Below are 26,186 nucleotides of genomic sequence, written 5' to 3'. Positions count from 1 at the left end.
ACTCAGTGGAGCCGCACGTACTGTAAGTCGACCCAGATAGGGCGTCAATCGAGGCATTCAGCGCGAGGTTGCGCAGGCCACATATGTACACTGTTGTACATCCAGGGAGGTGCCATGCGGATCGCTGTTGTGGGCAGCTACGGCACGGGCATGACGATGCGGGCCGACCGGATTCCCGGCCGCGGCGAGACGCTGGGCGGGGCCACCTTCTCGCTCGGGCCGGGCGGCAAGGGGTCCAACCAGGCCATCGGCGCGGCGCGGCTCGGCGCCGAGGTCGCGCTGCTGACCGCGGTCGGCGACGACGTGCTCGGCGCGCAGGGCCGGGAACTCTGGCAGCGCGAAGGCGTGGACGCCAGCGCGGTGGCCACTGTGGACGCTCCGACCATGACCGGCGTGATCCTGGTCGAGCAGGACGGGGAGAACCGGATCATCGTCGCGCCCGGCGCGCTGGACCTGCTCACCCCGGCGCACGTCGCCGGGTTCGCCGAGGTCATCGCGGCCGCCGACCTGCTGATGGTGTGCAACGAGATCCCCGCCGACACCGTCGCCGCCGCGCTGCGCACCGCCGCCGAGCACGGCACGCCGACCCTGTTCAACCCGGCTCCCGCCCGCGACCTGCCGCAGGACGTGGCGGCGCTCGTCGACGTCCTCACCCCGAACCTCACCGAGGCCCAGGTGCTGACCGGGTTGGACGCCACCGACCCCGACGTCCTGCTGGACGCGCTGCGCCGCCGGTTCGCCGCGAAGATCGTGCTGACCTGCGGAACCGACGGCGCGCACGTCGACGACGGCGTCGAGCGCGCGCACATCCCGCCGGTGCGCGCCGCGCAGGTCGTGGACACCACGGGCGCGGGCGACGCGTTCAACGCCGCGTTCGCCGTCGCCTGGTGCCGCGATCGGGACCTGCGCCGCGCGGCCCGGTACGCGGCGGCGGCCGGTGCCTTCGCCGTGGCCCACCACGAGGTGGTCCCCGGCCTCCCCCGCTCCGAAGACCTCGAAGAAAGGTGATCGACGTGTCCGCTTACTCGGCCGCCGAACCGGCCTCGCTCGCCCCGTTCATCCAGCACACCGCCATCGAGATCGGCCTCACCCGCGAGGACTTGGTCCGGCACTGCGAGGAGGCCGTGCAGTTCGGCTTCAACGCCGCGATGGTCCCGGCCTCCTGGGTGCCGCTGGTCGCCGAGCGATTGCGCGGCAGCGGGGTGCAGGTCGCCAGCGCGCTGGACTTCCCCACCGTCGGCTCGATGACCACGGCGGGCAAGGCCGCCGAGGCGCGGGCGATCGCCGAGGCCGGTGCCGACCAGCTCGACATGGGTGTGCAGGTGGGGTGGCTGCGCAGCGGCATGGAGCAGGAGTTCCGCGATGACATCGCCGCCGTGGTGGAGGCCGCCGGGATCCCGGTGAAGGTCATGCTGGAGCTGCCGAAGTTCACCCCGGCCGAGCGGGAGCGCGCGGTGCAGCTGGCGATGGACGCCGGGGCGGCGTACCTGAAGAACGCCAGCAGCGGCGCGGTCGAGGTCGCCAACCCGGACAGCATCGCCTACCTCGTCGAACGCGCCCGCCCGGGCGTGCGGGTGAAGGCGTCTGGTGGGATCAAGACCGCTGAGCAGGCCGTGGCGCTGCTCGACGCGGGGGCGTCGCTGCTGGGCACCAGCGCGGGCATCGCGATCGTGACCGGCGGCGCGGCGGCTTCGTCGTACTGACCGCAGCGCGGTCGTGAGTGCGTAACAGTGTTCGAACACTGTTACGCACTCACGACCCGCAGAACCCGAAGGGGGCCAGGTGGCAGCGCGGATCTCGCGGGACGCTCCGGAGCCGCTGCACGTGCAGATCGCGGCGTCCTTCCGCGAGGACATCCTCGGCGGGCGCTGGCCCGCGCACTACAAGCTGCCGCCCGAACCCGCGCTGGCCGAGCAGCTGGGGGTCAGCCGCGGGACGCTGCGCAAGGCGCTGGCGGTGCTCATAGAGGAAGGGCTGCTGGTGCAGACCCGCGGTCGCGGCACGTTCGTGACCGCGGGCGTGCTGGAGCCGCGGATCGCCCAACGCCTGCACTCGCTGTCCGAGGACTTCCGCGCGCAGGGGTACGCGCTGGACGTCCAGGTCGTCAGCGCCCGGCTGGAAGGGCTGCAGATGGCGGTGCAGGCGCTGCTCGGCGCCCCGCCGGGAACTCCCGGACTGCGGCTGGTCCGGGTGTTCCGGGGCGCGCAGGGACCGCTGGCGTACCTGGTGAACTGGGTGCGGGCGGATCTGTGCCCGGGGATCGAGGACGTCGACTTCGAGCGGAACTCGCTGTTCGACGTGCTGGAGAAGTCCTACGGGCTGCCGGTGACCGAGGGACGTCGGACGTTCAGCGCCGCCCCCGCCCGCGAGGACGTCGCGGAGGCGCTGGAGGTCCCCACCGGGACGCCGGTGCTCTACCTGGAGCAGGTGACCTACACCCGCGACGGGCAGGCCGTGGAGTACTCCGACGTCTGGATCAACAGCACCGCCGTGAAGGTCACCTCGCTGCTGACCCGCTGAGGCCCCAGGCGAACGGTTCGAGCTGCTCGTCCAGCGGCGCGTCGACGAGCCGGTTGGCCAGGGTGGACGTGGTGTAGGCGCCGATGCCCAGGACCACCTCCAACGCGTTCTGCTTGGTGAAGCCGTGCGCGAGGAATGCTTGCAGGTCTTGGGTTTCCACCGCCCCCGCGTGTTCCACGAGCTGCAGCGCGAAGATGCGGATCGCTTCGAGGCGCTGGTCGTCCAGCGGTCGCTGGTCGCGCAATGCCGCTATGAGCTCGGGAGACGCGTTCAACCCGGCGAGCTTCGCGGAGTGCATCGCGACGCAGACGTGGCACCCGTTGCGGGTCGCGATCGCCATGATGACGACTTCACGGGCTAGCGGGTCCAGGGTGGTCGCCTCGAACATGGCGCTGAGCTTGAGGAATCCGTCGAGCAGGTGCGGTGATTCGGCGAGCCGCGCGACGGGCGCGGGCAGGTAGCCGAGCCGGTCGGCGGTGGCTCGCATGGCGCGGCGGGACGCTTCGGGGGCGGTCTCGGTGGTGTGGTCGACGAACAACGGGGTCTCCTAGAATCGACAACGTGGTTGACGAAAAAGTAAACGAGGTTGTCGAAATTGGCAAGGGCTTCGAGCTGCCGCTGCTGCTGTTCGCGGGCTTCCGGTCGTTGATCGACCAGCTGCACGCCGAGCTCGCCGAGCAGGGCCACCCCGACGTGCGCCCGGCGTACGGGTTCGCGATGCAGGCCATCGGCCCGGACGGCGCGACCGCCAGCGAGCTGGGCCGACGGCTCGGGATCTCCAAGCAGGCGGCCGGGAAGACCGCCGACCGCCTGGAGAAGCTGGGCTACGTCGAACGCGCCGACGACCCCGGCGACGCCCGGCGCAAGCTGCTCCGGCTCACGGACCGGGGCGTCGACGCGCTGGCCCGGTCCGCGGCGATCTTCGACGACCTGCGCGCGCGGTGGGCGGAATCGCTGGGCGCGAACCGGCTGCGCGACCTGGAGACCGGCCTGCGCGAAATGACCCCGAACAGCTCCTTCCGCCTGGACGCCCCGGGCTGGTTCGGCACCTCTTCGTAGGTCGCCCCGCTTGTGGACAGATCCTGTCCTGAAGGGCCTCTATGGTCGAGCGCAGATCGACCGAGGAGGAGTTGGATATGGCGAACTACGTGCTGGTTCCGGGCGCTTGCCACGGTGGTTGGTGGTACGAGCAGATCGCGGCGGAGCTGCGCGCCGCTGGCCACAGCGCGCACCCCGTGACGCTGAGCGGACTGGGCCCCGGGGAATCCGCCGCGGGCATCAACCTGGACACCCACATCGACGACGTGGTGCGGTTGCTGGAATCCGAGGACCTGCGCGACGTCGTCCTCTGCGGGCACAGCTACGCGGGCATGGTGATCACCGGCGTCGCCGACCGGGCACCGGAGCGGATCGCGACGCTGCTCCACGTCGACGCATTCGCCCCCGAGGACGGCGAATCGGTCTGGTCGCTGACCGACGACTACTGGCACGAGTGGTACGCGGGCGGAGCGGGCGCCGACGGGTTCGCGTTCGCCCCGCTGCCGGTCCTGGACGAGCGCGCGGTCCCGCACCCGCTGGCCACGATCACCCAGCAGATCCGCCTGACCGGAGCGCACCGCCAGGTGCCGCGCCGCGAGTACGTCTACTGCTCGGCGTTCGAGAACTCCCCGTTCACCGCGACCTACGAGCGACTGAAGGACGACCCGAACTGGCACGTCCGCGCGCTGCCGATCGGGCACAACATCGTCCGGGAAGCCTTCGACGACTTCCGCAAGATCCTCCTCGACGCCGCCTGATCTCGCGCGAGGTCGACCATCACCCGGTGAGCATGTCCGTCTACTTGGGACTGTAAGCGCGGAGGAAGGCCCGGACCCCGGCCGCGACGATGTCGTCCAGCTCCGCCTCGTCGAGCGGCTGCGCGCCGTAGTAGGTGCGGAGCTGGGCCTCCGCGCTCACCAGCGCGATGAAGTGCATGGCCACGCGGTGCGGGTCGTCGACCGCGAGCAGTCCGCGCTCGCCGAGCTCGGCCATCCGGTGCGCGAGCGCCTCGTGCACGCGGCGCGGCCCCACCTCCTGCCAGGCCTCCAGGACGTCGGCCGGGATGTGGCCGACGTCGGCGTTGATCTGCCGCACCAGCGCGAAGTGCGCGCCGAAGTCGCTCGCCGTCAGGACGAACGCGCGGCCGAGGTCGGCCAGGTCCGACTCCAGGTCCGCGATCTTGCCCAGGTGCCTGTCCAGATCGGACAGCTGGGCCTCGCGGACCTCCGCCGCGCTCTCCAGGACCACTTCGCGGAACAGCTCCGCCTTGTCCGCGAAGTGGTTGTAGATGGTGCGCGTCGACACCTCGGCCACCTTGGCGATGGCGTCGATGCTGGCGCGGGTGTAGCCGTCGCGCCCGAACACCTCCCGCGCCCCTTCGAGGATGGCCCGCCGCTTCTCCACCCCTCGACGCGAGGCGTTCTCCCTGCTCACAGCACTCTCCCAAAATTAAGTACAACGATCATTGCACTAAGTGCATTACACGTTGTACTTTACCTCGCGTCCACCTCCGCACGCATCCGAGGAGCGAAGATGTCCGCACTGCGACTGGCCGTGATCATCGGGAGCACCCGGGAGGGCCGCTTCGGGCCGACCGTCGCCAGCTGGTTCGCCGAGCAGGCGGCGCAGTTCGGCGACGTCGACGTCATCGACCTGGCCGAGATCCCGCTGCCCACCACCATCGACTTCGGCGCCCCGCCCGACCCGCACGTCACCGCGCTGGCCGGGCGGCTGGCCGCGGCCGACGCCTACGTCGTCGTCACGCCCGAGTACAACCACAGCTTCCCCGCCGCGCTGAAGAACGCGATCGACCTCTACCGCGCGGAGTGGCAGGCCAAGCCGGTCGGTTTCGTCTCCTACGGCGGGATGGGCGGCGGCCTGCGCGCCGTCGAGCAGCTGCGGCTGGTCTTCGCCGAACTGCACGCGACGACCGTCCGCGACACCGTCAGCTTCCACAACGCCTGGGACCGCTTCGACGAGCGCGGCGCCCCGCTGGACGAGGGCTGCAACGCCGCGGCGAAGGGAATGCTGACCCAGCTCTCCTGGTGGGCTCGCGCGCTGCGCACCGCGCGGACCGCCGAGCCTTACGCCGCATAGGAGAACGACCGTGAAGAACAAGCTGACCCTGCTGTTCGTGCTGCTCGGCTACCTGCTGCTGCCGATGTCCATGTCCGGCACCACCGGTGCGCTGCCGCAGATCGGGACCGCGCTGAACGCCTCCGGCGGCGCGCTGCAGTGGGTGGTGACCGGGTACTTCCTCACCGCTTCGTCGTTCATGCTCGTCGCCGGGTCGACCGGCGACCTGCTCGGGCGGCGGCGGATCTACCGCTTCGGCGCGGCGACGTTCGCGGTCGGCAGCCTGGTCGCCGCGCTGACGCCGAGCATCCTGGTGCTGGACGCGGCCCGCACGGTGACCGGTGTCGGCGCCGCCGGGGTGATGGCCGGTGGCGGCGCCATCCTGGCGACCACGTTCAGCGGTGCCGAGCGGACCAGGGCGTTCGCCGCGATGGGCACCACGGCGGGCGTCGGGCTCGCGATCGGTCCGACGCTGGCCGGGTGGCTGGTCGGCGCGCTCGGCTGGCGGGCCACCTTCGGCGTCTTCGCCGCGGGCGGAATCCTGCTGCTGGCGGGCACTTTCGCGATGACCGAGTCGCGCGCCGCGCAGCGACCGCGTGCCGACCGGCTCGGCGCGGTGACCTTCATCGGCGGGCTCGCCGCGGCGATGTTCGCCATCACCCAGAGCTCCCGGGCGGGCTGGACGAGCCCGCTCGTGCTCGGCCTGCTCGCCGCCGGTGCCGGGCTGCTGATCGCGTTCGCGCTCGTCGAGCGGCGCAGCGCGCACCCGGTGCTGGACCTGTCCCTGCTGCGCAACCGGCAGTTCGTCGGCTGGGTGCTCGCCGGGGTGGTGATGGTGCTGGGCTTCGGCGGGGTGACCTCGTTCCTGCCCACCTACCTGCAGGGCGCGAACGGGCTGTCGGCCCGCGATTCCGGTCTGGTCATGCTGATGTCCACGGCACCCATGCTGGTCCTGCCGCTGCTGGGCGGACGTCTGGTGAACCGGGGCGCCTCGCCGCGGCTGCTGATCGTCACCGGGTTGCTGCTGATCTCGGCGGGCAACGCGTGGTTGACCTCGCTGCACCAGGGCATCGGGGCGTGGCAGCTGCTCGGGCCGCTGCTGACCACCGGCATCGGGGTCGGGTTGGCCAGCGGGCTGATCGACGCGCAGGCGATGAACCAGGTGGACCAGTCGCGCGCCGGGATGGCCGCCGGACTGCTCAACACCGTGCGCGGCGGTTCCCAGACGCTGGTGCTGGCGCTGTTCGGATCGGTCCTGATCAGCCTGCTGACCGGGCGGATCGGCGCGGAGCGGGCCGGTCAGGTGGCGACCGGGAAGCTCGCCGGGCCCGGGCACGACGTCCTGGCCGGGCACCTCACCGAGTCCTGGCAGATCCTGCTCTGGGCGATCGCGGCCCTGACCGCGCTCGGCGCGGTGGCCGTGGCGGCCCTGCTCAGCCCGAGCCGGACGCCCTGCCCGCAGCGCGCGCCAGCGGTCCCGGCCGCAGCCTGAGGTGGTCGTGAGTGCGTAACGGTGTTCGAACACTGTTACGCACTCACGACCCCCGGGAGACCATGCAACTCGCACTGCTTCAGCAGCCCCACTGTGCATTACGCCCACTGACGATGGGTTGACCAGGGCTTACGGTGTCCGCCAACCGCCTGAGCCAACCCGAGGAGCTCGTCATGGCTTCATCCGTCGGGGTCGACGACTACGCGCTGACCAGAGTGCCCGACCGCGCCCGCTACTCCTGGTGGTCGGTGGCCGTGCAGCGGTTCGGCCAGATCTCCGCGCTGAGCCAGTTCCTGCTCGGCGCCACGCTCGGCTTCGGCATGAGCTTCTGGGACGCCTTCCTCGCGCTGACCTTCGGCGCCGTGATCCTGGAGGTCGTGGCGATCTTCGTCGGCATCATGGGCGCCCGCGAGGGCCTGTCCACCTCGATGCTGGCGCGCTGGACGGGCTTCGGCCGCGCCGGGTCGGCGCTGATCGGGCTCGCCATCGCGATCAGCCTGATCGGCTGGTTCGGCATCCAGTCCGCGGTGTCGGCCAAGGGCCTGGTCGCGCTGATCGGCGGGCTGCCCGAGTGGGGCTGGTCGCTGCTGTTCGGCCTGCTGGTCACCGCGATCGTGCTGCGCGGCTTCCGCTCGATGGCCTGGGTCGCCTACGTGTCCGTGCCCGCCTTCCTGGTGCTGGTCGGCTGGTCGATCGGGGTGGAGCTGACGCAGCACGACCTCGGCGCGCTGATGGCCTCCGCACCGCCCGGACCGCAGCTGTCGCTGCTGGAGGGCACCACGCTGGTCGCGGGCGGGTTCATCACCGGCGCGGTGATCACGCCCGACATGACCCGCTTCAACCGCACCGTCGGCGACGTGGTCAAGCAGACGCTGGTCGGCATCACCCTCGGCGAGTACGTGATCGGCCTGGCCGGGGTGCTGCTCGCGCACGCCGTGCGCTCGGCCGACATCACCACCATCGTCACCTCGTCGGTCGGCTGGGTCGGCATCCTGGTCATCGTCGCGGGCACCCTGAAGATCAACGACTGGAACCTGTACTCCTCCGGGCTGGGCCTGGTGAACTTCGTCGGCACGGTGTTCGGCAAGAAGCTCAACCGCGGCGTCGCGACCGCGGTGTTCGGCCTGATCGGCAGCGTGCTGGCCGCGGTCGGCATCCTCGACCAGTTCACCGACTTCCTCACCGTGCTCGGGGTGGCGTTCCCGCCGATCGGCGGGATCATGGTCGCCGAGTACTTCATCGTGCGGCGCTGGCGCGGCGAGCTCGACGCCTCGCGGGCGCGGGGCGAGATCCCCGCCTCCTCGCCGAACTGGGTGCCCGCGACGCTGGTCATCTGGCTGGTGGCGGCGCTGGTCGGCGGATTCGTGGAGATCGGCCTGCCGAGCATCAACTCGCTGGTCCTCGCGTTCGCGCTCTACGTCGTCGCCGGGAAGCTCGGCCTGGTCCGCGGCGTCGGCAGCACCAACCCGGCAACCGACGTCGTGAGCGCGAGAAGTCTTTGAGGCCACGATGGGAAATGGCTTCACCGAGTTCTCCTCGGCTACCGCAGCCGCGACGCGCGACCGGCACCGACCTGGCAGGCGCATAACCCACCCCCGCAACCGGCACCGCCGCGGGTTCTCAGCGTCCGCCTGGCGAGGACGGCCCAGCCGCCGTGTATTGGCATACATAAGGCTGGGCATCCGCAGTCCAGGCGGGCGCTGAGGTTCCGCCACCCGCACCGCCACGCAAAACGAGCGTGGAAAACCTCGCTCTCGAAAGGAGCTCCGCCTTGCGCATCGGCATCGATGTCGGTGGCACCAACACCGACGCCGTCCTGCTGGACGGCACGAAGGTGCTCGCCGCCGTCAAGATGAGCACCACCAGCGACGTCACGTCCGGGATCGTCGCCGCCATCGACGGTCTCCAGCAGCAGCACGCGTTCGACCCGGCCGGGGTGCGCGCGGTGATGATCGGCACCACGCACTTCATCAACGCGCTCGTCGAGGCCCGCCGCCTCGCCCCGACCGCCGCGGTGCGGCTGAGCCTGCCCGCCGGGGCGTCGCTGCCGCCGATGGTGGACTGGCCGCAGCGGCTGGTCGACGCGGTGTCCGGGCGCAGCTACCTGTGCCACGGCGGGCACGAGTTCGACGGTCGGCACATCGCCGAGCTGGACGAGGCCGAACTGCGCAAGGCCATCGACGACATGGGCCGCAACGGGGTGCGCAGCGTCGCGATCACCTCGGTGTTCTCCCCGGTCAACCACGACTTCGAGCAGCGCGCGGCGGAGCTGATCGCCGCCGAGCTGCCGGACGTGGCCATCTCGCTGTCCCACGAGATCGGCCGGATCGGCCTGCTGGAGCGGGAGAACGCCACGGTCATCAACGCCGCGCTGCGGGAGCTGGCGGCCAACATCGTGGACGGCCTGGCCGCGTCGGTGACCGGGGCGGGCATCACCGCGCCGCTGTACCTGAGCCAGAACGACGGCACCCTGATGGACGTCGACTTCGCCCGCCGCTACCCGGTGGCGACCTTCGCCTCCGGCCCGACCAACTCGATGCGGGGCGCCGCCGTGCTGTCCGGCCTGGACACCTGCGCGGTGATCGACGTCGGCGGCACCACCAGCGACGTCGGCGTGCTCAACCAGGGCTTCCCGCGCGAGGCGACGACCGCGGTCAGCGTCGCCGGGATCCGCACCAACTTCCGGATGCCGGACGTGCTGTCCATCGGCATCGGCGGCGGCAGCCTGGTGCGCGGCGAGCCGGTGGCCGTCGGCCCGGAGTCGGTGGGCTACCAGCTGACCTCGAAGGCCCTGGTGTTCGGCGGCGACACGCTGACCGCGACGGACATCGCGGTGGCCGCCGGGCGCGCCGAGATCGGCGATCCCTCCCTGGTCGCGCACCTCGACAAGGACATGGTGCGGGCCGCGCTGGAGCGCATCGCCGCGGACAACGCGGACGCCGTCGAGCGGATGCGGACCTCCGCCGAGCCGCTGCCGGTGGTCGCCGTCGGCGGCGGTTCGGTGCTGCTGCCGGACGAGCTGGGCGACGCGGGCGAGGTGCACCGGCCGGAGAACTACGCGGTGGCCAACGCCATCGGGGCCGCGATCGCGCAGATCGGCGGCGAGGTGGACCGGGTGTACGCGATCGAGCCGGGCCGCCGCGAGTCGGTGGTCGACGAGGCCAAGCAGGAGGCGGTGGACCGGGCGGTGGCCGCGGGCGCGAGTCCGTCCACGGTGGACATCGTGGACTTCGACGAGGTGCCCATCCCGTACCTGCCGGGCAACGCGACCCGGATCCGGGTGAAGGCCGTCGGCGACCTGCAGCTGGAGGCGTGAGCATGCGCGAGATCGCACTGTCCGACCTGGACGACATCGCCCGCGGCGCGGCCGTCCTGGGCACCGGCGGTGGCGGCGACCCGCACATCGGCCGGCTGCTGGCCAGCGCCTCGCTGCGCGAGCACGGCCCGGTCTCCCTGACGCCGCTGGACGAGGTGCCGCCGGACGCCGCGGTGCTGCCGGTGGCGATGATGGGCGCGCCGACCGTGATGGTCGAGAAGCTGCCGTCGATCGAGCAGATCGGGCTGGCCGCCCGCACCCTCGCCGACTACCTCGGCCGCGAGCTCACGCACATCGCGTGCGCCGAGGCGGGCGGGGTCAACTCGCTGATCCCGGTCGCCGCCGCGGCGCAGCTGGGCCTGCCGCTGATCGACGGCGACGGCATGGGGCGCGCGTTCCCGGAGATCCAGATGGTGCTGCCGACGCTGTACGGCGTGCGGGCCACGCCGATGGCCATCGCCGACGAGAAGGGCAACCGCGGGGTGCTGGACACCGTGGACAACCACTGGGCGGAGCGGTTGGCCCGCAGCGCCACCATCGACATGGGCTGCTCGGCGATGATCAGCAGCTTCGCGATGACCGGCGAGCAGGCCCGCGATTCCCTGGTGCCGGGCACCCTGACGCTGTGCGCGGAGCTGGGGCGCCTGGTGCGCACCGCGCAGGCCGAGCACCGCGATCCGGTGGACGCCGTGGTCGAGCGGCTGGGCGGCCGTCGGCTGTTCACCGGCAAGGTCGTCGACGTCTCGCGGCGCACCGTGTCCGGGTTCGCCCGCGGTGACGCGCGGCTGGTCGGCATGGACGGCGACAGCGGTTCCGAGCTGGTGCTGCGGTTCCAGAACGAGCACCTCGTCGCCGAGCGCGACGGGACCGTGCTGGCCTCGGTGCCGGATCTGATCTGCGCCCTGGACCGGGAGTCCGGCGAAGCGATCACCACCGAGGCGATGCGCTTCGGCCAGCGGGTGGCGATCATCGCCGCGCCCGCCGATCCGCGCTGGCACAGCCCGGAGGGGCTGGAGCTGGCCGGACCGCGCTACTTCGGCTACGACATCGATCCGGTGGGGGTCCGGCAGTGAGCTGGCAGCTGACCGAGGAGCACCTGACCGACCTGGCCCGCGGCGCGGCCGTGCTGGGCACCGGGGGCGGCGGCGACCCGTACGTGGGGCGGTTGCTGGTGCAGCAGGCGATCCGCGAGTTCGGACCGATCACCGTGCTCGATCCGTCCGAAGTGGACGACGAGGCGCTGGTGATCCCGACCGCGCAGATGGGCGCGCCCACGGTGGTGCACGAGAAGATCCCCAGCGGCGAGGAGCCGGTGACCGCGCTGCGCGCGCTGGAGTCCCACCTCGGTGCGCGGGCGAGCGCCACGATGCCGATCGAGTGCGGCGGGATCAACTCGATGATCCCGCTGGTGGTGGCCGCCCGCACCGGGCTGCCGGTGGTGGACGCCGACGGCATGGGCCGCGCGTTCCCGGAGCTGCAGATGGAGACCTTCGGGGTCTACGGCGTGACCGGCTCGCCGATGGCGGTGGCCGGGGAGCGCGGCGAGACCGCGGTGATCGACGCGGGCACCGACAACGCGCGGATGGAGTGGCTGGCGCGCGGCGTCACCATCCGGCTGGGCGGGGTCGCGCACATCGCCGAGTACTCGATGAGCGGGGCGGACGTGAAGCGCACCGCCATCCCGCGCACCCTCACGCTGGCGCACACCGTCGGCCGGGCCATCCGCGAGGCGCGCGAGCGCAACGCCGACCCGGTCGCGCACCTCGGCGAGGTCTTGAAGGGCACCTTGTACGGGAACCTGCGGGTGCTGTTCCGGGGCAAGGTCTCCGACGTCGAGCGGCGCACCGAGGCCGGGTTCGCGCGCGGGCGCGCGGCGGCGGTGTCCTTCGACGGCGAGCACAAGCTCGACCTGGAGTTCCAGAACGAGAACCTGGTCGCGCTGGTCGACGGCGAGGTGCGGTGCGTGGTCCCGGACCTGGTGTGCGTGCTGGACGCCGAGCAGGCGGAGCCGATCACCACCGAATCCCTGCGCTACGGCCAGCGGATCACGGTCGTCGGCATCTCCACCCCGGACCTGATGCGCACCCCGGAAGCCCTGGCGGTCTTCGGGCCGAAGGCCTTCGGCCTCCCCCACGACTTCCGCCCCGTCGAGGAGCTCAACTGACCCTCGCGGGTGGCGGTGGCGCTCCCCTGCCACCCGCGAGCACCGAACTCGCCCTTGACTCGGGCTGGCGGTCGAGCCACCCTGACTGAACCCGAATTGTCTTCATGTTTTAACACGTGGAGGAGCGGTTCATGACGGGCTTCCCACCGGACTTCACCTGGGGCGTGGCCGCCTCGGCCTACCAGGTCGAGGGCGCGGCCAGCGAGGACGGGCGCACCCCGTCGATCTGGGACTCCTTCGCCCCCACCGCGGACGGCTCCACCGGCGACGTCGCGTGCGACCACTACCACCGGTTCGCCGAGGACGTGGCGCTGATGGCCGAGCTCGGAATCGACTCCTACCGGCTGTCGGTGTCCTGGTCGCGGGTCGTCCCCGACGCCTCCGGGAAGCCGAACCCGGCCGGGCTGGACTTCTACGACCGGTTGCTGGACGCCTTGGCGGACAACGGGATCAGCCCGGCGGTGAACCTCTTCCACTGGGACCTGCCGCAGTGGGCGCAGGACGCGGGCGGCTGGCAGCAGCGGGACACCGTCGCGCGGTTCGCCGAGTACGCGGAGGTCGTCGTCCGGCGGCTGGGCGACCGGGTCGGCACCTGGTCCACGATCAACGAGATGTTCGAGCACTTCGCGCTCGGGCACGTCACCGGCGAGCACGCGCCGGGGCTGTCCCTGCCGCTCGACCGGGCCGCCGCGGTCGCGCACAACCTGCTGCTGGCCAGCGGCCGCGCCGCGCAGGTGCTCCGCGAACACGGCCGCCTGATGGGGATCACCAGCTACGCCCCGGCGCGCCCGCACACCGACTCGGACGCCGACCGCGAGGCGGCCGCGCTCTACGACGTCCTGCAGAACCGGCTGTTCACCGACCCGGTGCTGCTCGGCCGGTACCCCGCTGAGGTCGAACCGCTCGTCGAACCGTTCATCGCGGAGGGCGACCTGGCGGTCATCAACACACCGCCGGACCTGTGGGGCGTCAACTACTACTCGATCAACTCCGTCCGGGCCACCGGGGGCGAGGTCCCCCTCGAAGTCCTGGCGCCGGAGGGGTTCCCGCGCACCGCGTTCGGCTGGGCCGTCGCCCCGGAGGGGCTCACCGAGGTCCTGACGACGCTGCACGAGCGCTACGCCGAACACCTCCCACCGCTGGTGATCACCGAGAACGGTTGCGCCTACGACGACACCGTCGACGCCGAAGGCCGGTGCGACGACCTGGAACGCGTCGTGTACCTGGACGAGCACCTGAACGCGGTGCGCGCGGCGATGAACGCCGGGGTGGACGTGCGCGGGTACTACGTGTGGTCGTTGCTGGACAACTTCGAGTGGGCGGAGGGCTGCACCAAGCGGTTCGGGCTGGTGCACGTCGACTTCGAAACCCAGCGGCGCACCCCCAAGACGTCGTTCGGCTGGTACCGCGACCGGATCGCCGCATCGCGATGACCCCGGACGGCCTCGGCGAACCGACCGAACCGGTGCCGACCCGCTGGGTGCTCGCGTTCTCGCTGGCAACCGCGGGCACGTTCGTCGGCTGGTACGGGCCGTTGCAGATCCTGCTGGCGAAGCAGGCCGACGCGTTCTCGCCCGGCTCCAAGGAAGCCGTGCTCGCGGTCGCGGCCGGGGTCGGCGCGCTGTGCTCGATGCTGGCCAACCCGGTCTGGGGCGCGCTCTCGGACCGCACCGCTTCCCGCTTCGGCAGGAGGATCCCGTGGGTCGCGGTGGGCACGCTCGGCGGAGTCGCCGGGCTGCTGCTGATGGCCGCGGCGCGGGACGTGGTGGGCATGATCGCCGGGTGGTGCCTGGTGCAGACCGCGCTGAACGCGCCGTTCGCCGCGCTGTCGGCCGCCGTCCCGGACCAGGTCCCGCAGCGGCAGCGCGGCACCGCGGCCGGTTGTTTCGGCGTCGCGCAGACGATCGGGATCATGGCCGGTACCGGGCTCGCGGTCGCGGGCGGCGGGATCGTCGGCGGATATCTCGCGTGCGCGGTGTTCGTCCTGCTCGCGCCGGTGCCGTACGTGCTGCTGCGGCGGGACCGGGTGCTGCCCGCGGAACTGCGCCCGCCGTGGAGCTGGCGCGCATTCTTCGCCGGGTTCTGGCTCGATCCGCGGCGCCACCGCGACTTCGGGTGGGCGTGGCTGACCCGGTTCCTGATCAACCTGAGCAACTCGATCACGCTGCTGTACCTGCTGTTCTACCTCCAGGACGCGGTGGGCCTGCCCGATCCGGACGGGGGCGTGCTGGTCCTGACCGCGATCAACGCGGTGACCGTGCTGATCTCGGTGCTGGTCGCCGGGATCTGGTCGGACCGGATCGCCAACCGGCGCGCCTTCGTGGCCTGGTCCGGCGGAATCATGGCCGCCGCCGGGTTCCTGCTCGCCGGTTGGCAGACCTGGCCGAGCGCGGTCGTCGCGGCGCTCGTGCTCGGGGTCGGGTTCGGCGCGTACACGTCCGTCGACTTCGCGCTGATCACCCAGGTGCTCCCGGAGGCGCTGGACCGGGGCAAGGACCTCGGCGTCATCAACATCGCCAACTCGCTCCCCCAGGTGCTGGCACCGGCCGTCGCCGCGCCGATCGTCGCGCACCTCGGCGGCTACGCCGCCCTGTACATCACCGCCTCCGCCATCGCGCTCGTCGGCGGGGCGCTGGTCTACCGGGTCAAGAGCGTTCGCTGAGCCCGTCCGCGCCTGGTTTGCGCTGATGGGGCAGGCTGTGGGCGTGCAGATCGGTCTTGCGGACGTGCCCGCGCTGGAGCGGGGCGTTTCGCTGCTCGGATCCGGTGGTGGCGGCGACACCGTCACCGCCGCCGCGCTGCTGCGCGGGCGGCTCGCCGCTGGCGACCGGGCCGCGATCACGCCGGTCAGCGCGTTGGCCCGCGATGCTCAGGTCCTGCCGATCGGCGTGATCGGGGCGACCGCGGTGTTCGCCGAGAAGCTGCCCAGCGGTGCGGAGTTCCGAGCCGCCATCGCCGCGGTCGAGCGGTGGACCGGGTGCCGCACCGATGCGCTGGTCTCGATCGAGGTCGGCGGGCTCAACGGGGTCGTGCCGCTGGTCGTGGGTGGTCAGCTCGGCCTGCCGGTGGTGGACGCGGACCTGTCCGGGCGCGGTGTGCCCCGGCTCGACCAGCTCTCCGTCGCCGCCGCGGGCAAGGGGCTGACCCCGCTCGTGCTGGCCGAGCCCGGCGGGCAGGTGCTGGTCCTCGCCGAGGCGACGGCGACCGAGGTCGAGCGCACCGCGCGCGCCTTCCTCGCCGGTTCCAGCGGCTCGGCGGTCCTCGCGCTGGCGCCGATCCCCGCGTCCGAGCTGCCGGACTGCGCGATCCCGGACTCCATGAGCTCCGCGCTCTCCCTCGGCAGGCAAGCACTTTCGGCCGACGCCGAGGAGCTCGCCGATTCCACCGGCGGCCGGGTGCTCGGGCTGGGCCGCGTGGTCGAGGTGTCGCGGCGGCCGGGGCCCGGTGAGCACGGCCGGATCGGGTTCGCGCGCGGCAGCGCGACGGTCCGGGACCACCGGTCCCGATCGCTGCTCCGGCTGGAGATGGAGAACGAGTACCTGTTCGCGATGCGCGACGGCGAACCGGTCGCGTCCACACCGGACGTCCTCGCGGTGCTCGACAACCGCACCGGCGTGCCGATCCACTGCGACGTCGTCCGCCAGGGCATCGAGGTCGCCGTCCTGCAGCTGCCCGCCGCCGGGTTCTGGACCGACCCGCGCCGCCTTCCGGTGCTCGCGCCGCGCGCCTTCGGCATCGACTGCGACCCGGTCCTGCTGGAGGTGCGGCGATGAGCACCAGCGTGCGCCGCCTGCTCGCGGTACCGGAGTGGCGCGACTCGGTGCGGGTGCTGGCGGGCGACGTCGACCGCGTCGTGCACCTGGTCCGAGCGATGGCCGACCGCACCGTCGAACCCGGCGAGCTCGTCGTGGTGGTGCAGCCGATCCCGGCCACCGACTGGCGCATCGACGCGCTGCTCCGCCGGGTCGCCGACGCCGGTGGCGCCGGGGTGCTGCTGCCGGAGGGCGGCCTGCTGGAGACGACCCGCCTGCTCGCCGAACGGCTCGACGTCCCGCTGCTGGCCGCCACCGCTCCCCCGCTGGACCTGCTGATCTCGGCCCGGCTGCTGCTGGCCGCCCCGGGGCTCGACCGCGCGGACCTGGTGCTGGCCACCCACGACGCGCTCGGCCCGCGCATCCGACCGCCGGAGGAGATCGTCACGACCTTGCGCGGACTGCTGGACGCACCGGTCGCCCTGCTCGACGACAGCGGCGCGCTGATCGCCGGAGAACTCCCGCACGCCACCGAAGTCCGCACGCACGAACCAGTTCCGCAACGTGCCGAGCTCGACGACGGCGTGCTCCTCGCGCACCCGGTGCTGCTGGACGCGCCCCGCCCGACGCTGTGGCTGGCCACCGAGCTGCCCGGCCGCAGCGCGGCGCGCGCCGACGTCGTGCCGCAGGCGCTCTCGGTCGCCGCAGCAGCGGTGCAGCGCTGGCTGCTCGCCAACCGGCTGGAGCTGGAGCGCGACGCCCGGTCCCGGGCCGCGCTGCTGGGCGATCTCCTGCGCCTGGACGACGAACCGACCGCCGACCTGCGCCGCCGCGCGGCCGACGCGGGCTGGAGCCTCGGCGGCTGGCACGTCGGCATCCGGATCGGCGCGCAGTCCGCAGTGGACACCGTGGCGCGCAGCCGGGAGGTCGAGCGGGTGCTGCGCGCCGAGGGCGTCGATGCGGTGGTGGTCGAGCACGGCGACGGCTGGACCGGCTGGGTGACCTCCGAGCAGGAGCCGACCGCCGACCGGGTGCGGTCGCTGGCCGCGCAGCTGCGCGCCGCCACGCGCGAGCTCCGGCGAACCCTGGACGTGCACGTGGGCGTCGGCCGCCCGCACCCGCAGGCGGACGGGCTGGCGACCACCATCGCCGAGGCCACCGACGCCGCGCGGATGGCCCGGACCCGCCCCGAATCCGGCCGCTTCCTGCACGTCGACCAGCTCGGCATGGCCCAGCTGCTGCTGGAGTGGACCCGCACGGACACCTTCGAGCCCGCGGCCCGCACCCTCATCGCCCCGCTGCGCGGCCAGCCCGGCGACCTGGTCCGCACTCTCGCCGCGTACCTGGACGCGGAGTCGTCGATCGCGGAGACCGCGGCGGTGCTCGGCGTGCACCGCAACACGGTCGCGGCCCGCATCGAGCGGATCGAGCGCCTCCTCGCGGTCGACCTGGGCCACCGCGACGAGCGCTTGGCGCTGCACCTCGCCTGCCGCGCGGTCACCCTCGCCGAGGACCAGCCGTGAGCGTTTTCCGGTGCCATAGCCCCACAAAACGCTCACGGGCCGCCACCTGCGGAAATGTCCCGGGCCACCCGAGCGGCACCACCAGGGTGGGCGGTCTGGCTCCCCGTGATCGGCCGGGCACGCGCGCGGTGGAAAACTACCCGCGGAAAGCCGTTCAACCGGACAAGGATGCCTATGACGACCGCAAGCAGTGTCCGCGCCGATGCGGTGCTGTCCGTGCTTCGACCGGACGTGCGCGAGCTGACCGCGAACGTCGACGCCGCGGTGCTCCGCCCGGCCGAATCCGCCCTGGACCGGGCCGACCGCGCCCGGATCGCGCTCCGCGTCGCGCTGGTGAACGACCAGCCGGACGACGAGCTCGCGGCGGAGCTCGACGCGCTGGTCGGCGACGGTGCCGCCGACGTCGTCCGGGACACCGACCGCTGGGACGAGCTGTCCGAGGCGCAGCAGGCGCTGCTCGCGCACTGCGAGCTGGTCGCGCTCGACCCGGCCGACGTGACCGTCGCCGAGATCGGCGAGCTGCGGGCGCAGGGCTTCAGCACCGCGCAGATCGTCGCGGCCGCCCAGGTGGTGGCGGCCACCAGCTTCCGCATCCGGTTGCTGCGCGGGCTGCAGCTGGTCGCCGAGCCCGACACCACCCCGGATGCGGAACCGGCGAACACCATCGCGGTCGGGGCCACAGCGGACGGCTGCGAGCTGCCGACGCCGGACGAGGCGTTCCCGCAGATGCGCTGGGTGCCGTGGGTGGAGGCGGACTCCTTCGACGAGGCGCTGCAGCACGACCCGGAAGCCCTGGAGGCGTGCAGCGCGCTCTACAACGCGATCATGACCGACCCGGGCGAGCTGGCCACCGCCGAGCGGGAGCTGGCCGCGCTCGCCGCGTCCCTGCGCACCGGCTGCGAGCTCTCCTCGGGCGTGCACGGCCGCCGCCAGGTCGAGCTGTCCGACGACCGGGTGACCTCGGTGGCCCTGGCGGAAGCCGGTCCGGCGGCGGTGCCCGACCAGCGCCAGCGCGCCATCGTCGACGCGGCCGCCGCGCTCGCCCCCACCCCGACGGCCCTGACCTCGGCGCACATCGGCCGCCTCCGCGCCGCTGGCGTCAGCGCCGAAGGCATCCGCGACCTGATCGCGGTCGCGGCCATGACGGCCTGGACCAACCGCCTGGCGATGACCCTCGGCAACGCGACCACCCGCGACACGGACTGGTGACCGCCGGACCCGCGATTTCGACGAGGCTCTTCCAACCCCGTCCTGCGTGGCGGTGCGGGTAGCGGAACCTCAGCGCCCGCCTGGCTGTGGTGCGAGCCGTCCTCGCCAGGCGAACGCTGAGAACCCACCGCGGCGCCAGCTGCGCAGGTGGGCTCTGCGCCTGCGACACCTGACGATCGGTGCCGGTCACCCTTCGCGGCTGCTGCCCGCAGACAGGATGAACAAGTTCAATGGAAATCGGAGGTCCGATTTCCATTGAAATCGCGGGTCCGCTCCAATCCTCCGAAGCGGCTGATCTCGCGGGGCCCCGTCCTCCGGCGGACAGTGGGGGGTGGACGCCCGGCGTGTCGGGTTCCGCGCGCCGGGGTAGCCGGAGCTTGCGGAACTCGAGGAGGCTCACATGGTTCAAGTCGCGACCGAGCCGGTGATCGTCAAGACCCCCGGGGGCGACCTCGAAGGGGATCTCGTCGTGCCACCGCCTGCCCGGGCGGTGGTTCTGTTCGCGCACGGTTCCGGGAGTTCCCGGCACAGCCCCCGCAACCGCGCCGTCGCGGAATCGCTGCAGAACGCCGGGTTCGGCACCATGCTGCTCGACCTGCTCACCCCCGAGGAGGCCAAGCGCGACCAGCGGACCCACGAACTGCGCTTCGACATCGACCTGCTCGCCGACCGCCTGGTGCCCGCGATCGACGAGCTCGGCGCCTGGTCGGCGACCCGCGGCATGCCGGTCGGGCTGTTCGGCGCCAGCACCGGTGCCGCCGCCGCGCTGAAGGCGGCCGGGCGCCGACCGGACCGCGTCGCCGCCGTGGTGTCGCGCGGCGGACGCCCCGACCTGGCCGGGGACGGGATGGACTCGGTGCAGGCCCCGACGCTGCTGATCGTCGGCGGCGACGACCGCGAGGTGCTCAACCTCAACCGCCAGGCGGTCGAGCTGCTCACCGCGCTGCCGCTGACCGACGTCAAGATCGAGATCGTGCCGCACGCCGGTCACCTGTTCGAGGAACCCGGCGCGCTGGAGCGGGTCGCGGAACTGGCCGCCGACTGGTTCCGCACCTACCTCGGCGCGGGTGTCGAGCACCCGACCGGCCCGGACGGCGGTCACTGGAAACCGCCGGAACCCCGCCGCCGACCGCCGACGTAGTCCTGCACAGCTGAATAGCCCGGAACACCGGACGCCACCGGCGAACCGTCGCGCACGGCGCGCGCGGCAGTCACCGCGCCGTGCAGGGCGGCGCGGTAGAGCAGCGAGCCCGTGCTCACCCTCCGGACGCCGAGCGCGGCGAGTTCGCCGATGCGCTGCCCCGGCTGGAAGAGGACGTTGACCGGAACGAGGACCGCGTCCACCACGGCGCGGATGTCGTCGACGGCGGTCATCCCGGGCACGAAGACGCCGTCCGCACCAGCCGCCGCGTAGCGCACCACGCGGTCGATCGTGTCCTCCAGCGACGGCGCCTCGCCGAGCCAGTAGGTGTCGGTGCGCGCGTTGAGGAACAGATCCGGTGCGCGCCGCTTCACCTCGGCGATGACCTCCTCCTGGTGGGCGGTGTCCCCGAGGCCGTCCTCCAGGTTGATTCCGGCCACCCCCAGCTCGGCGAGCTCGGCGGCGATCCCGCCCGGATCGCCGAACCCCGCCTCCACGTCGACGCTGATCGGCCGAGGCAACTCGACCAGACGAGCGGCGAGCTCAACAGTCTGCGCCCGAGTACACCCCTCCCCGTCCAGCTCGCCGTGCGCGGCAGCCACCCCGAGACTGGTCGTCCCGATCGCGGCGAAACCCTCCGCAACGAGCGCTGCGGCGGACGCGAAGTCCCAAGCGTTCGGCAGCAGCAACGGCGCCTCAGCCCGGTGAAGTGCGTGGAATTCTCCCGACATGCCGCCACGGTAGAACCACAACGCTTCGGCACCCACCGAAGTGTCCTCGACGCAGAATGACTACGACACCCCCTCGTGTCGAGTCCTGCTCAACCGCACCTCAGGGGACCGTGATGCAACCCAGCCACCGGAAACCGCGAAACGCGAGATCAATCCCCAACGCAACCACCACTGTGAATCGCGGAGAGGCGGTACTGCTGCTGGACGGGCGGGCGTGGACGGCGACCGAACTCGCCGGGCACGCGGGCGTCGCGGCCTCGACGGCCAGCGAACACCTGAACCGGCTGGTCGAGGGCGGCCTGCTCGCCGAGCGCCGCCAGGGGCGGCACCGCTACGTGCAGCTGGCGAACGAGCAGGCGGCCGACCTCCTCGAAGCGTTCATCAGCCACCTGGGCCCGCCCCAGCGCCCGGTGACCGGGCTCCGCACGGTCAGCGCCTCGGTGGCGCTGGCCCGCGGCCGCACCTGCTACGACCATCTCGCGGGCCGCCTCGGCGTGGCGATCACCGACGGCATGACCGCGGCCGGACTGCTCGACCAGACCGACGGGTTCGCCATCACCGACACCGGCCTCACCTGGCTGACCGACGGCCTGGGCATCGCCGAATCGGACCTCCGCAGCACCCGGCGCCCGCTGGCGCGCGCCTGCCTGGACTGGACCGAGCGCCGCTCCCACCTGGCTGGCTCTGCGGGCGCGCACCTGCTGCGCAGCTTCCTCGCCAACGGCTGGATCAAGCGCATCGGAACCGGCCGCGCGGTCCGCCTCACCCAGACCGGAACCACCGCCCTCCGCGACCACCTCGCCGTCGACGCCCACGACCTGACCTGACCGCAGTTTCAATTGAAACCGCGGTCCGTGCCGCGTGGAATCCGCGAGTTTCAATTGAAACTGTGCGTCCTCCGTCGCATCGAACGCCCGACACGCCGGAGGTGTGGACAGCTCGTCCGCCCTGCGGCGAACCTTCCGCGATTTCAATGGAAATCAGACCTCCGATTTCCATTGAAATCGCGGCACCCCGGTCGCGACTAGCGGGGCATGCGGCGCCAGATGGGCTGCGGGACCAGGCGCATCGCCGCGAACACCCAGCGCAGGATCGGCGGCACCCACACCACGCGGCGGCCTCGCCGCAGCGCCGCGACGGTCGCGTCCGCGACCTGGTCGGGCGTGCTGGACCACGGGGCCGGGCTCATGCCCTTGGTCATCCGCCCGATGACGAAGCCCGGCCGCACGATCAGCAGCTCCACACCGCTGCCGACCAGCGCGTCCGACAACCCGTTGGCGAACCCGTCGAGCCCGGCCTTCGCCGACCCGTACACGTAGTTCGCGCGGCGCACCCGCACCCCGGCCACCGAGGAGAACACCACGATCCGGCCGCTCCCCTGCTCCCGCAGCAGGTTCGCCAGGTGCGTCAGCACGCTGATGTGCGCGACGTAGTCGGTGTGCACGATCTCGATCGCGTGCGCCGCATCGCGCTCCGCGCGCGCTTGGTCGCCGAGCAGCCCGAAGGCGGTCACCGCCACGTCGATCGGGCCGTGCTCGTCGACGATGCCGCGCAGCAGCTCGGCGTGGCTGCTCACGTCGTCCGCGTCGAACTCCGCCCGCACCACGTCGGTCGCGCCCACCTGGCGGAGCAGCGCCTCCTCGGCGTCGAGGTCCGCGGACCGCCGCGCCGCCAGCACCACCTTGCCGCGCCCCTGCTTGACGAGGCGCTCCGCCACCGCCACGCCGATCTCACTGCGGCCCCCGAGGACCAGTACCGCTCCGCTCATCGCGGCAAGTCTGCCACCGCCGCACGTCGGTGCGCGCACGTACTGTCTCGAAGACGGCAAAGGACCGACGACGCCCTGTGTCGAGTCCTGCTCAACCGCACCTCAGGGGACCGTGATGCAACCCAGCCACAAGAAACCGCGAAACGCGAGATCCCTCTCGGGCGCAGTCACCACTGTGAATCCCGGAGAGGCGGACTGGTGACCGTCCTGACCCAGCGCCAGCTCAACCGCGCGACGCTGCACCGCCAGCTCCTGCTGCGCCGATCGGAGATGTCCGCGCTGGAGGCGGTGGAGCACCTGGTCGGGATGCAGGCGCAGGCGCCGTTCCCGCCGTACTTCGGGCTGTGGACGCGGCTCGCCACCTTCCGCCCGGACGACCTGGCCGACCGGCTGCTGGACCGCAGCGCGGTCCGCATCGTGCTGATGCGCGGCACGGTGCACCTCGTCTCCGCCGAGGACTGCTTGCTGCTGCGGCCGTTGATGCAGCCGTTCCTGACCCGGACCGTGCTCAGCAACACCCAGCACCGCGACGAGCTCACCGGCCTCGACCAGGACGAGCTCACCGCCTTCGGCCGGAAGCTCCTGGACGAGCAGCCCCGCACCGCGGCCCAACTGCGCCCGCTGCTCGCCGAGCGGTGGCCCGACCGGTCCCCGGCGGCGCTGGCCTTCGCAGTGCGGAACCTGCTGCCGCTGGTGCAGATCCCACCGCGCGCGATCTGGGGCCGCAGCGGCCAACCGGTCTACGCGACAGCCGAGACCTGGCTCGACCGCCCGCTCGCCACCGAACCGTCGCCGGGCGACGTGCTGCGCCGCTACCTCGCCGCGTTCGGCCCGGCCACCGTCGCGGACATGCAGACCTGGTCGGGGCTGCGCGGGCTCAAGGAGGTCGTGCGCGAGATGGACCTGCGCAGCTTCCGCGACGAGAACGGGCGCGAACTGCTCGACCTGCCGGACGCCCCGCTGCCGGACCCGGACCTGCCGAGCCCGCCGCGCTTCCTCCCGCCGTTCGACAACATCCTGCTCTCCCACCAGGACCGATCCCGCGTGATGTCCGCGGAGGACCGGAAGCGGTTGTTCAGCGCGAAGAACGCGGTGCTGCCCGGCACGGTCCTGGTGGACGGCTTCCTGCACGGCACCTGGCAGATCACCCGAAAGCGGGACGTCGGAACGCTGGACGTCACCGCTTACCAGGCGCTGTCCAGCGCGGACGAGGAGGCGATCGCGCAGGAAGGCCGCCGCTTGCTGGCCTTCGCCGAGCCCGATGCCGCCGAGCACGCCGTGCAGATCACCGAAGCCGAGCGGTAACGGGTGTTTACCCGATCAACCCCGGGACATACCCTGAGCTAGATCGTTTCCCCCGGACCGAGCGGACCACGCCATGGCAGATGTTGACCGGCCGCAGATCGACACCACCAAGCCCAGCATCGCGCGGGTCTACGACGCATTCGTCGGCGGCAAGGACAACTTCGAGGTGGACCGCCAGGTCCTCCGGCAGATCCAGCAGATCGCCCCGGAGGCCATCGAGGTCGGTCGGCTGTGCCGGGCCTGGCTGATCCGGGTGGTCCGCTTCCTGGCCGGCAGCGCCGAGATCGACCAGTTCCTCGACCTGGGATCCGGCCTGCCCACCGCGGAGAACACCCACCAGGCGGCGCAGCGGCTCAACGCCGAGGCCAAGGTCGTCTACGTGGACAACGACCCGTCGGTGGCCGCGCACGGCCGCGCGCTGCTGGAGGAGAACGAGTACACCCACTTCGTGATGGGCGACCTCCGCGACCCGGCGGCGATCCTGAGCGACCCGCTGGTCACCAAGCACCTGGACCTGACCCGCCCGGTCGCGCTGATCCAGTGCAACACGCTGCACCACGTCACCGACGAGGAAGACCCGCAGCAGCTCATGCAGACCTACGTCGACGCGCTGGCCCCGGGCTCCTACGTCGCGATCTCGCACCTGTACAACCCGGACGACGGCAGCGCCCACGCGAAGCTCGCGGTGGAGTCCCAGGCGCGCTTCAACGAGATGATGGGCAGCTGCTACTACCGCCGCCGGGAGGAGATCGCCGCCCTCTTCCGCGACCTGGAGATGGTCGAACCGGGCTTGGCCTACCTCTTCGACTGGTGGCCCGACGGCCCCCGCCTGCGCGAACCCAGCGCCGAAGCCCACAACCTCCTCGGCGGGGTGGCCCGAAAGCCCTGATCGTGAGTGCGCAACACCCTTGTGCACTCACGACCCCGGACACGCGAAACGGCCTGCGCACCGGAGTGCGCAGGCCGTTCTCGTCGCAGCGCGCAGATCAGCCCATCTGGCGCGAAGTCCAGTGGCGCATCGCGTGCTCCACCAGCGCGATCAGCGTGCGCTTGGTGGATTCGCGGTCCCGGGCGTCGCACGGGCCGATCGGCACGTCCGGGCCGATCGCCATCGCCTCGCGGACCTGGTCGATGGAGTGCAGCATCTTCCCGTCGAAGAGGTTCACCCCGACCAGGTAGGGCAGCCCGCGGTCCTCGAAGAAGTCGATCGCCGAGAACGAGTCGGCCAGCCGCCGGGTGTCCACCAGCACGACCGCGCCGATCGCGCCCTTCACCAGGTCGTCCCACATGAACCAGAACCGCTGCTGGCCCGGGGTGCCGAACAGGTACAGGATCAGGTCGGAGGCCAGCGTGATGCGGCCGAAGTCCATCGCCACCGTGGTGGTCGCCTTGTTCGGCGTCGCGCCCAGGTCGTCCACGCCGCGGCTCGCCTCGGTCATCACCGCCTCGGTGGTCAGCGGCACGATCTCCGACACCGAACCGACAAAGGTCGTCTTGCCGACGCCGAAACCACCGGCCACCACGATCTTCGCCGAGGTCGACGTGGTGCCGGCGCGATTCGCGGGCTGCGGCGGGGAGCCGGGCCGGGGCGCGCTATAGCCGACGGAGTCCACTCAAAACCCTTTCCATCAACACCATGTGTGGTGCGCTACCGCTTTCGCTCACCGTCTGGTGCACGGTGATCAACCCCAGTTCGGCCATGTCCGCCAGCAGCACGCGGGCCACCCCGATCGGCACCGACAACAGCGCCCCGACTTCCGCGACCGACCGGGGTTGCTGGCACAGCTCGGCGATCGACTGGTGCTCCAGCCGCACCGCAGTGCCCGGCCGGTAGCCCTCTCCGACCGAAACGAGGGTCTCCAGTTCCAAATTGTGGGTGGACCGGGTGCGCCCACCGGTCCAGGTGTAGGAGCGGATGCTCGACGCGGCCGGCGCAGCGGGCTCCTCCACCGGGTCGTCCACGTAGGACTCCTCGGGGGCCTCGTACCGCTCGTCCCGCGGGTCATCGTACCGCTCGGCCTCGTCGCGCCCCTTGCGCTTGCGCTTGCCGCTGCCGAAGGTGAACCCGTTGACGACGTCGGCGAAGCCGTTGTCCCCGCTGCTGTCGCGTCTTCGCCCCCGCGCCGGGTACTCCGATCTCCTGCTCATCGC

At 72.0% G+C, this 26,186-nt stretch carries 26 protein-coding genes; 20 read left to right on the top strand and 6 right to left on the bottom strand.

Features of this window, described 5'->3' with window-relative positions; translation table 11 throughout:
• Window positions 1–114 precede the first annotated feature (114 nt).
• The 3 genes from F1721_RS03435 (at window position 115) to F1721_RS03425 (ending at window position 2,520) form a co-directional block, all read left to right on the top strand.
• Entirely contained in the window at window positions 115–1,008 is an 894-nt protein-coding gene (locus F1721_RS03435) for a ribokinase (RefSeq protein WP_150065072.1), read from the top strand.
• A 5-nt stretch (window positions 1,009–1,013) separates the two neighbouring features.
• The gene (gene deoC, locus F1721_RS03430) at window positions 1,014–1,703 is read left to right on the top strand and encodes a deoxyribose-phosphate aldolase (protein WP_211840319.1); all 690 of its coding nucleotides are present in this window, start codon (window positions 1,014–1,016) and stop codon (window positions 1,701–1,703) included.
• Between the two features lie 79 nt (window positions 1,704–1,782).
• Window positions 1,783–2,520, top strand: a complete 738-nt coding sequence (locus F1721_RS03425; protein ID WP_150065070.1) for a GntR family transcriptional regulator — start codon at window positions 1,783–1,785, stop codon at window positions 2,518–2,520.
• On the opposite strand, the gene F1721_RS03420 is transcribed toward F1721_RS03425, so the two are convergent.
• A complete protein-coding gene (locus tag F1721_RS03420; protein WP_211840318.1) occupies window positions 2,498–3,058 on the bottom strand; it encodes a carboxymuconolactone decarboxylase family protein in 561 nt (186 codons plus the stop codon). The two genes, F1721_RS03425 and F1721_RS03420, sit on opposite strands and share 23 nt — an antisense overlap.
• A 14-nt stretch (window positions 3,059–3,072) precedes the next feature.
• Between F1721_RS03420 and F1721_RS03415 the strand changes: the two genes are divergently transcribed.
• Together F1721_RS03415 and F1721_RS03410 are read left to right on the top strand one after the other, a co-directional pair.
• A complete protein-coding gene (locus F1721_RS03415; RefSeq protein WP_150065526.1) occupies window positions 3,073–3,579 on the top strand; it encodes a MarR family winged helix-turn-helix transcriptional regulator in 507 nt (168 codons plus the stop codon).
• A gap of 77 nt (window positions 3,580–3,656) precedes the next feature.
• Window positions 3,657–4,316 carry an alpha/beta fold hydrolase gene (locus F1721_RS03410; RefSeq protein ID WP_150065068.1) on the top strand — a complete coding sequence of 220 codons (660 nt, stop codon included), beginning with the start codon at window positions 3,657–3,659 and terminating at the stop codon, window positions 4,314–4,316.
• 40 nt (window positions 4,317–4,356) lie between these two features.
• On the opposite strand, the gene F1721_RS03405 is transcribed toward F1721_RS03410, so the two are convergent.
• Window positions 4,357–4,992 carry a TetR/AcrR family transcriptional regulator gene (locus F1721_RS03405; RefSeq protein ID WP_150065067.1) on the bottom strand — a complete coding sequence of 212 codons (636 nt, stop codon included), beginning with the start codon at window positions 4,990–4,992 and terminating at the stop codon, window positions 4,357–4,359.
• Window positions 4,993–5,091: 99 nt separating this feature from the next.
• Here F1721_RS03405 and F1721_RS03400 point away from each other — a divergent pair, with 99 nt between their 5' ends.
• From F1721_RS03400 to F1721_RS03345, 12 genes are all read left to right on the top strand, one after another.
• Window positions 5,092–5,655, top strand: coding sequence for an NADPH-dependent FMN reductase (locus F1721_RS03400; RefSeq protein ID WP_150065066.1), 564 nt, complete (start codon window positions 5,092–5,094; stop codon window positions 5,653–5,655).
• A gap of 10 nt (window positions 5,656–5,665) precedes the next feature.
• Window positions 5,666–7,126 carry an MFS transporter gene (locus tag F1721_RS03395; RefSeq protein WP_150065065.1) on the top strand — a complete coding sequence of 487 codons (1,461 nt, stop codon included), beginning with the start codon at window positions 5,666–5,668 and terminating at the stop codon, window positions 7,124–7,126.
• A gap of 173 nt (window positions 7,127–7,299) precedes the next feature.
• A complete protein-coding gene (locus F1721_RS03390; RefSeq protein ID WP_150065064.1) occupies window positions 7,300–8,628 on the top strand; it encodes a purine-cytosine permease family protein in 1,329 nt (442 codons plus the stop codon).
• 269 nt (window positions 8,629–8,897) lie between these two features.
• Window positions 8,898–10,442, top strand: a complete 1,545-nt coding sequence (locus F1721_RS03385) for a hydantoinase/oxoprolinase N-terminal domain-containing protein (RefSeq protein ID WP_150065063.1) — start codon at window positions 8,898–8,900, stop codon at window positions 10,440–10,442.
• 2 nt (window positions 10,443–10,444) lie between these two features.
• Window positions 10,445–11,515, top strand: coding sequence for an S-methyl thiohydantoin desulfurase family protein (locus F1721_RS03380; RefSeq protein ID WP_211840317.1), 1,071 nt, complete (start codon window positions 10,445–10,447; stop codon window positions 11,513–11,515).
• Window positions 11,512–12,606: an S-methyl thiohydantoin desulfurase family protein gene (locus F1721_RS03375; RefSeq protein WP_150065061.1), complete on the top strand. Its 1,095-nt coding sequence runs from the start codon at window positions 11,512–11,514 to the stop codon at window positions 12,604–12,606. Before F1721_RS03380 ends, F1721_RS03375 begins: the two co-directional genes overlap by 4 nt.
• A 131-nt stretch (window positions 12,607–12,737) precedes the next feature.
• Window positions 12,738–14,039 (top strand): GH1 family beta-glucosidase, encoded by a 1,302-nt coding sequence (locus F1721_RS03370; RefSeq protein WP_150065060.1) that lies wholly within the window; start codon window positions 12,738–12,740, stop codon window positions 14,037–14,039.
• Window positions 14,036–15,268, top strand: a complete 1,233-nt coding sequence (locus F1721_RS03365) for an MFS transporter (RefSeq protein WP_150065059.1) — start codon at window positions 14,036–14,038, stop codon at window positions 15,266–15,268. The genes F1721_RS03370 and F1721_RS03365 overlap by 4 nt, the downstream gene beginning before the upstream one ends.
• Before the next feature lie 43 nt (window positions 15,269–15,311).
• On the top strand, window positions 15,312–16,379 hold the full coding sequence (locus tag F1721_RS03360; RefSeq protein WP_211840316.1) for a DUF917 domain-containing protein: 1,068 nt from the start codon (window positions 15,312–15,314) through the stop codon (window positions 16,377–16,379).
• Entirely contained in the window at window positions 16,376–17,881 is a 1,506-nt protein-coding gene (locus F1721_RS03355) for a PucR family transcriptional regulator (protein ID WP_150065058.1), read from the top strand. Before F1721_RS03360 ends, F1721_RS03355 begins: the two co-directional genes overlap by 4 nt.
• 174 nt (window positions 17,882–18,055) lie before the next feature.
• Complete coding sequence (locus F1721_RS03350) at window positions 18,056–19,090, top strand: peroxidase-related enzyme (RefSeq protein ID WP_170301339.1); 1,035 nt, start codon at window positions 18,056–18,058, stop codon at window positions 19,088–19,090.
• A gap of 400 nt (window positions 19,091–19,490) precedes the next feature.
• The gene (locus tag F1721_RS03345) at window positions 19,491–20,231 is read left to right on the top strand and encodes a dienelactone hydrolase family protein (RefSeq protein WP_150065056.1); all 741 of its coding nucleotides are present in this window, start codon (window positions 19,491–19,493) and stop codon (window positions 20,229–20,231) included.
• On the opposite strand, the gene F1721_RS03340 is transcribed toward F1721_RS03345, so the two are convergent.
• Window positions 20,189–20,962 (bottom strand): isocitrate lyase/PEP mutase family protein, encoded by a 774-nt coding sequence (locus F1721_RS03340; RefSeq protein WP_150065055.1) that lies wholly within the window; start codon window positions 20,960–20,962, stop codon window positions 20,189–20,191. The genes F1721_RS03345 and F1721_RS03340 overlap by 43 nt on opposite strands.
• A 173-nt stretch (window positions 20,963–21,135) precedes the next feature.
• Here F1721_RS03340 and F1721_RS03335 point away from each other — a divergent pair, with 173 nt between their 5' ends.
• Entirely contained in the window at window positions 21,136–21,789 is a 654-nt protein-coding gene (locus tag F1721_RS03335; RefSeq protein WP_211840315.1) for an ArsR/SmtB family transcription factor, read from the top strand.
• 197 nt (window positions 21,790–21,986) lie between these two features.
• Here the strand turns inward: F1721_RS03335 and dprE2 are convergent, their stop codons facing one another.
• Window positions 21,987–22,730 carry a decaprenylphospho-beta-D-erythro-pentofuranosid-2-ulose 2-reductase gene (dprE2, locus tag F1721_RS03330; RefSeq protein WP_150065054.1) on the bottom strand — a complete coding sequence of 248 codons (744 nt, stop codon included), beginning with the start codon at window positions 22,728–22,730 and terminating at the stop codon, window positions 21,987–21,989.
• A gap of 198 nt (window positions 22,731–22,928) precedes the next feature.
• On the opposite strand from dprE2, the gene F1721_RS03325 reads away from it, so the two are divergent.
• Window positions 22,929–24,035, top strand: coding sequence for a winged helix DNA-binding domain-containing protein (locus tag F1721_RS03325; RefSeq protein WP_246154163.1), 1,107 nt, complete (start codon window positions 22,929–22,931; stop codon window positions 24,033–24,035).
• 73 nt (window positions 24,036–24,108) lie between these two features.
• Window positions 24,109–24,924 (top strand): SAM-dependent methyltransferase, encoded by an 816-nt coding sequence (locus F1721_RS03320; RefSeq protein WP_150065053.1) that lies wholly within the window; start codon window positions 24,109–24,111, stop codon window positions 24,922–24,924.
• Window positions 24,925–25,021: 97 nt separating this feature from the next.
• Here the strand turns inward: F1721_RS03320 and F1721_RS03315 are convergent, their stop codons facing one another.
• Window positions 25,022–25,648, bottom strand: coding sequence for a GTP-binding protein (locus F1721_RS03315; protein WP_150065052.1), 627 nt, complete (start codon window positions 25,646–25,648; stop codon window positions 25,022–25,024).
• Window positions 25,629–26,183, bottom strand: a complete 555-nt coding sequence (locus F1721_RS03310) for a DUF742 domain-containing protein (protein WP_150065051.1) — start codon at window positions 26,181–26,183, stop codon at window positions 25,629–25,631. The genes F1721_RS03315 and F1721_RS03310 overlap by 20 nt, the downstream gene beginning before the upstream one ends.
• Between the last annotated feature and the right edge of the window lie 3 nt (window positions 26,184–26,186).

The sequence above is a fragment of the Saccharopolyspora hirsuta genome, from assembly GCF_008630535.1.
Classification (GTDB): Bacteria; Actinomycetota; Actinomycetes; order Mycobacteriales; family Pseudonocardiaceae; genus Saccharopolyspora; species Saccharopolyspora hirsuta.
Note: the sequence above shows the minus strand (reverse complement) of the source record. Positions and strands in the feature narration are given on the sequence as shown.

What these genes read in the sequence shown, in the direction of transcription:
- F1721_RS03435 (WP_150065072.1), top strand. Translation starts at nt 115, where the DNA reads ATGCGGATCGCTGTTGTGGGCAGCTACGGCACGGGCATGACGATGCGG.
- F1721_RS03410 (WP_150065068.1), top strand. Translation starts at nt 3,657, where the DNA reads ATGGCGAACTACGTGCTGGTTCCGGGCGCTTGCCACGGTGGTTGGTGG.
- F1721_RS03400 (WP_150065066.1), top strand. Translation starts at nt 5,092, where the DNA reads ATGTCCGCACTGCGACTGGCCGTGATCATCGGGAGCACCCGGGAGGGC.
- F1721_RS03390 (WP_150065064.1), top strand. Translation starts at nt 7,300, where the DNA reads ATGGCTTCATCCGTCGGGGTCGACGACTACGCGCTGACCAGAGTGCCC.
- F1721_RS03380 (WP_211840317.1), top strand. Translation starts at nt 10,445, where the DNA reads ATGCGCGAGATCGCACTGTCCGACCTGGACGACATCGCCCGCGGCGCG.
- F1721_RS03370 (WP_150065060.1), top strand. Translation starts at nt 12,738, where the DNA reads ATGACGGGCTTCCCACCGGACTTCACCTGGGGCGTGGCCGCCTCGGCC.
- F1721_RS03365 (WP_150065059.1), top strand. Translation starts at nt 14,036, where the DNA reads ATGACCCCGGACGGCCTCGGCGAACCGACCGAACCGGTGCCGACCCGC.
- F1721_RS03355 (WP_150065058.1), top strand. Translation starts at nt 16,376, where the DNA reads ATGAGCACCAGCGTGCGCCGCCTGCTCGCGGTACCGGAGTGGCGCGAC.
- F1721_RS03350 (WP_170301339.1), top strand. Translation starts at nt 18,056, where the DNA reads ATGACGACCGCAAGCAGTGTCCGCGCCGATGCGGTGCTGTCCGTGCTT.
- F1721_RS03345 (WP_150065056.1), top strand. Translation starts at nt 19,491, where the DNA reads ATGGTTCAAGTCGCGACCGAGCCGGTGATCGTCAAGACCCCCGGGGGC.
- F1721_RS03340 (WP_150065055.1), bottom strand. Translation starts at nt 20,962, where the DNA reads ATGTCGGGAGAATTCCACGCACTTCACCGGGCTGAGGCGCCGTTGCTG.
- dprE2 (WP_150065054.1), bottom strand. Translation starts at nt 22,730, where the DNA reads ATGAGCGGAGCGGTACTGGTCCTCGGGGGCCGCAGTGAGATCGGCGTG.
- F1721_RS03320 (WP_150065053.1), top strand. Translation starts at nt 24,109, where the DNA reads ATGGCAGATGTTGACCGGCCGCAGATCGACACCACCAAGCCCAGCATC.
- F1721_RS03310 (WP_150065051.1), bottom strand. Translation starts at nt 26,183, where the DNA reads ATGAGCAGGAGATCGGAGTACCCGGCGCGGGGGCGAAGACGCGACAGC.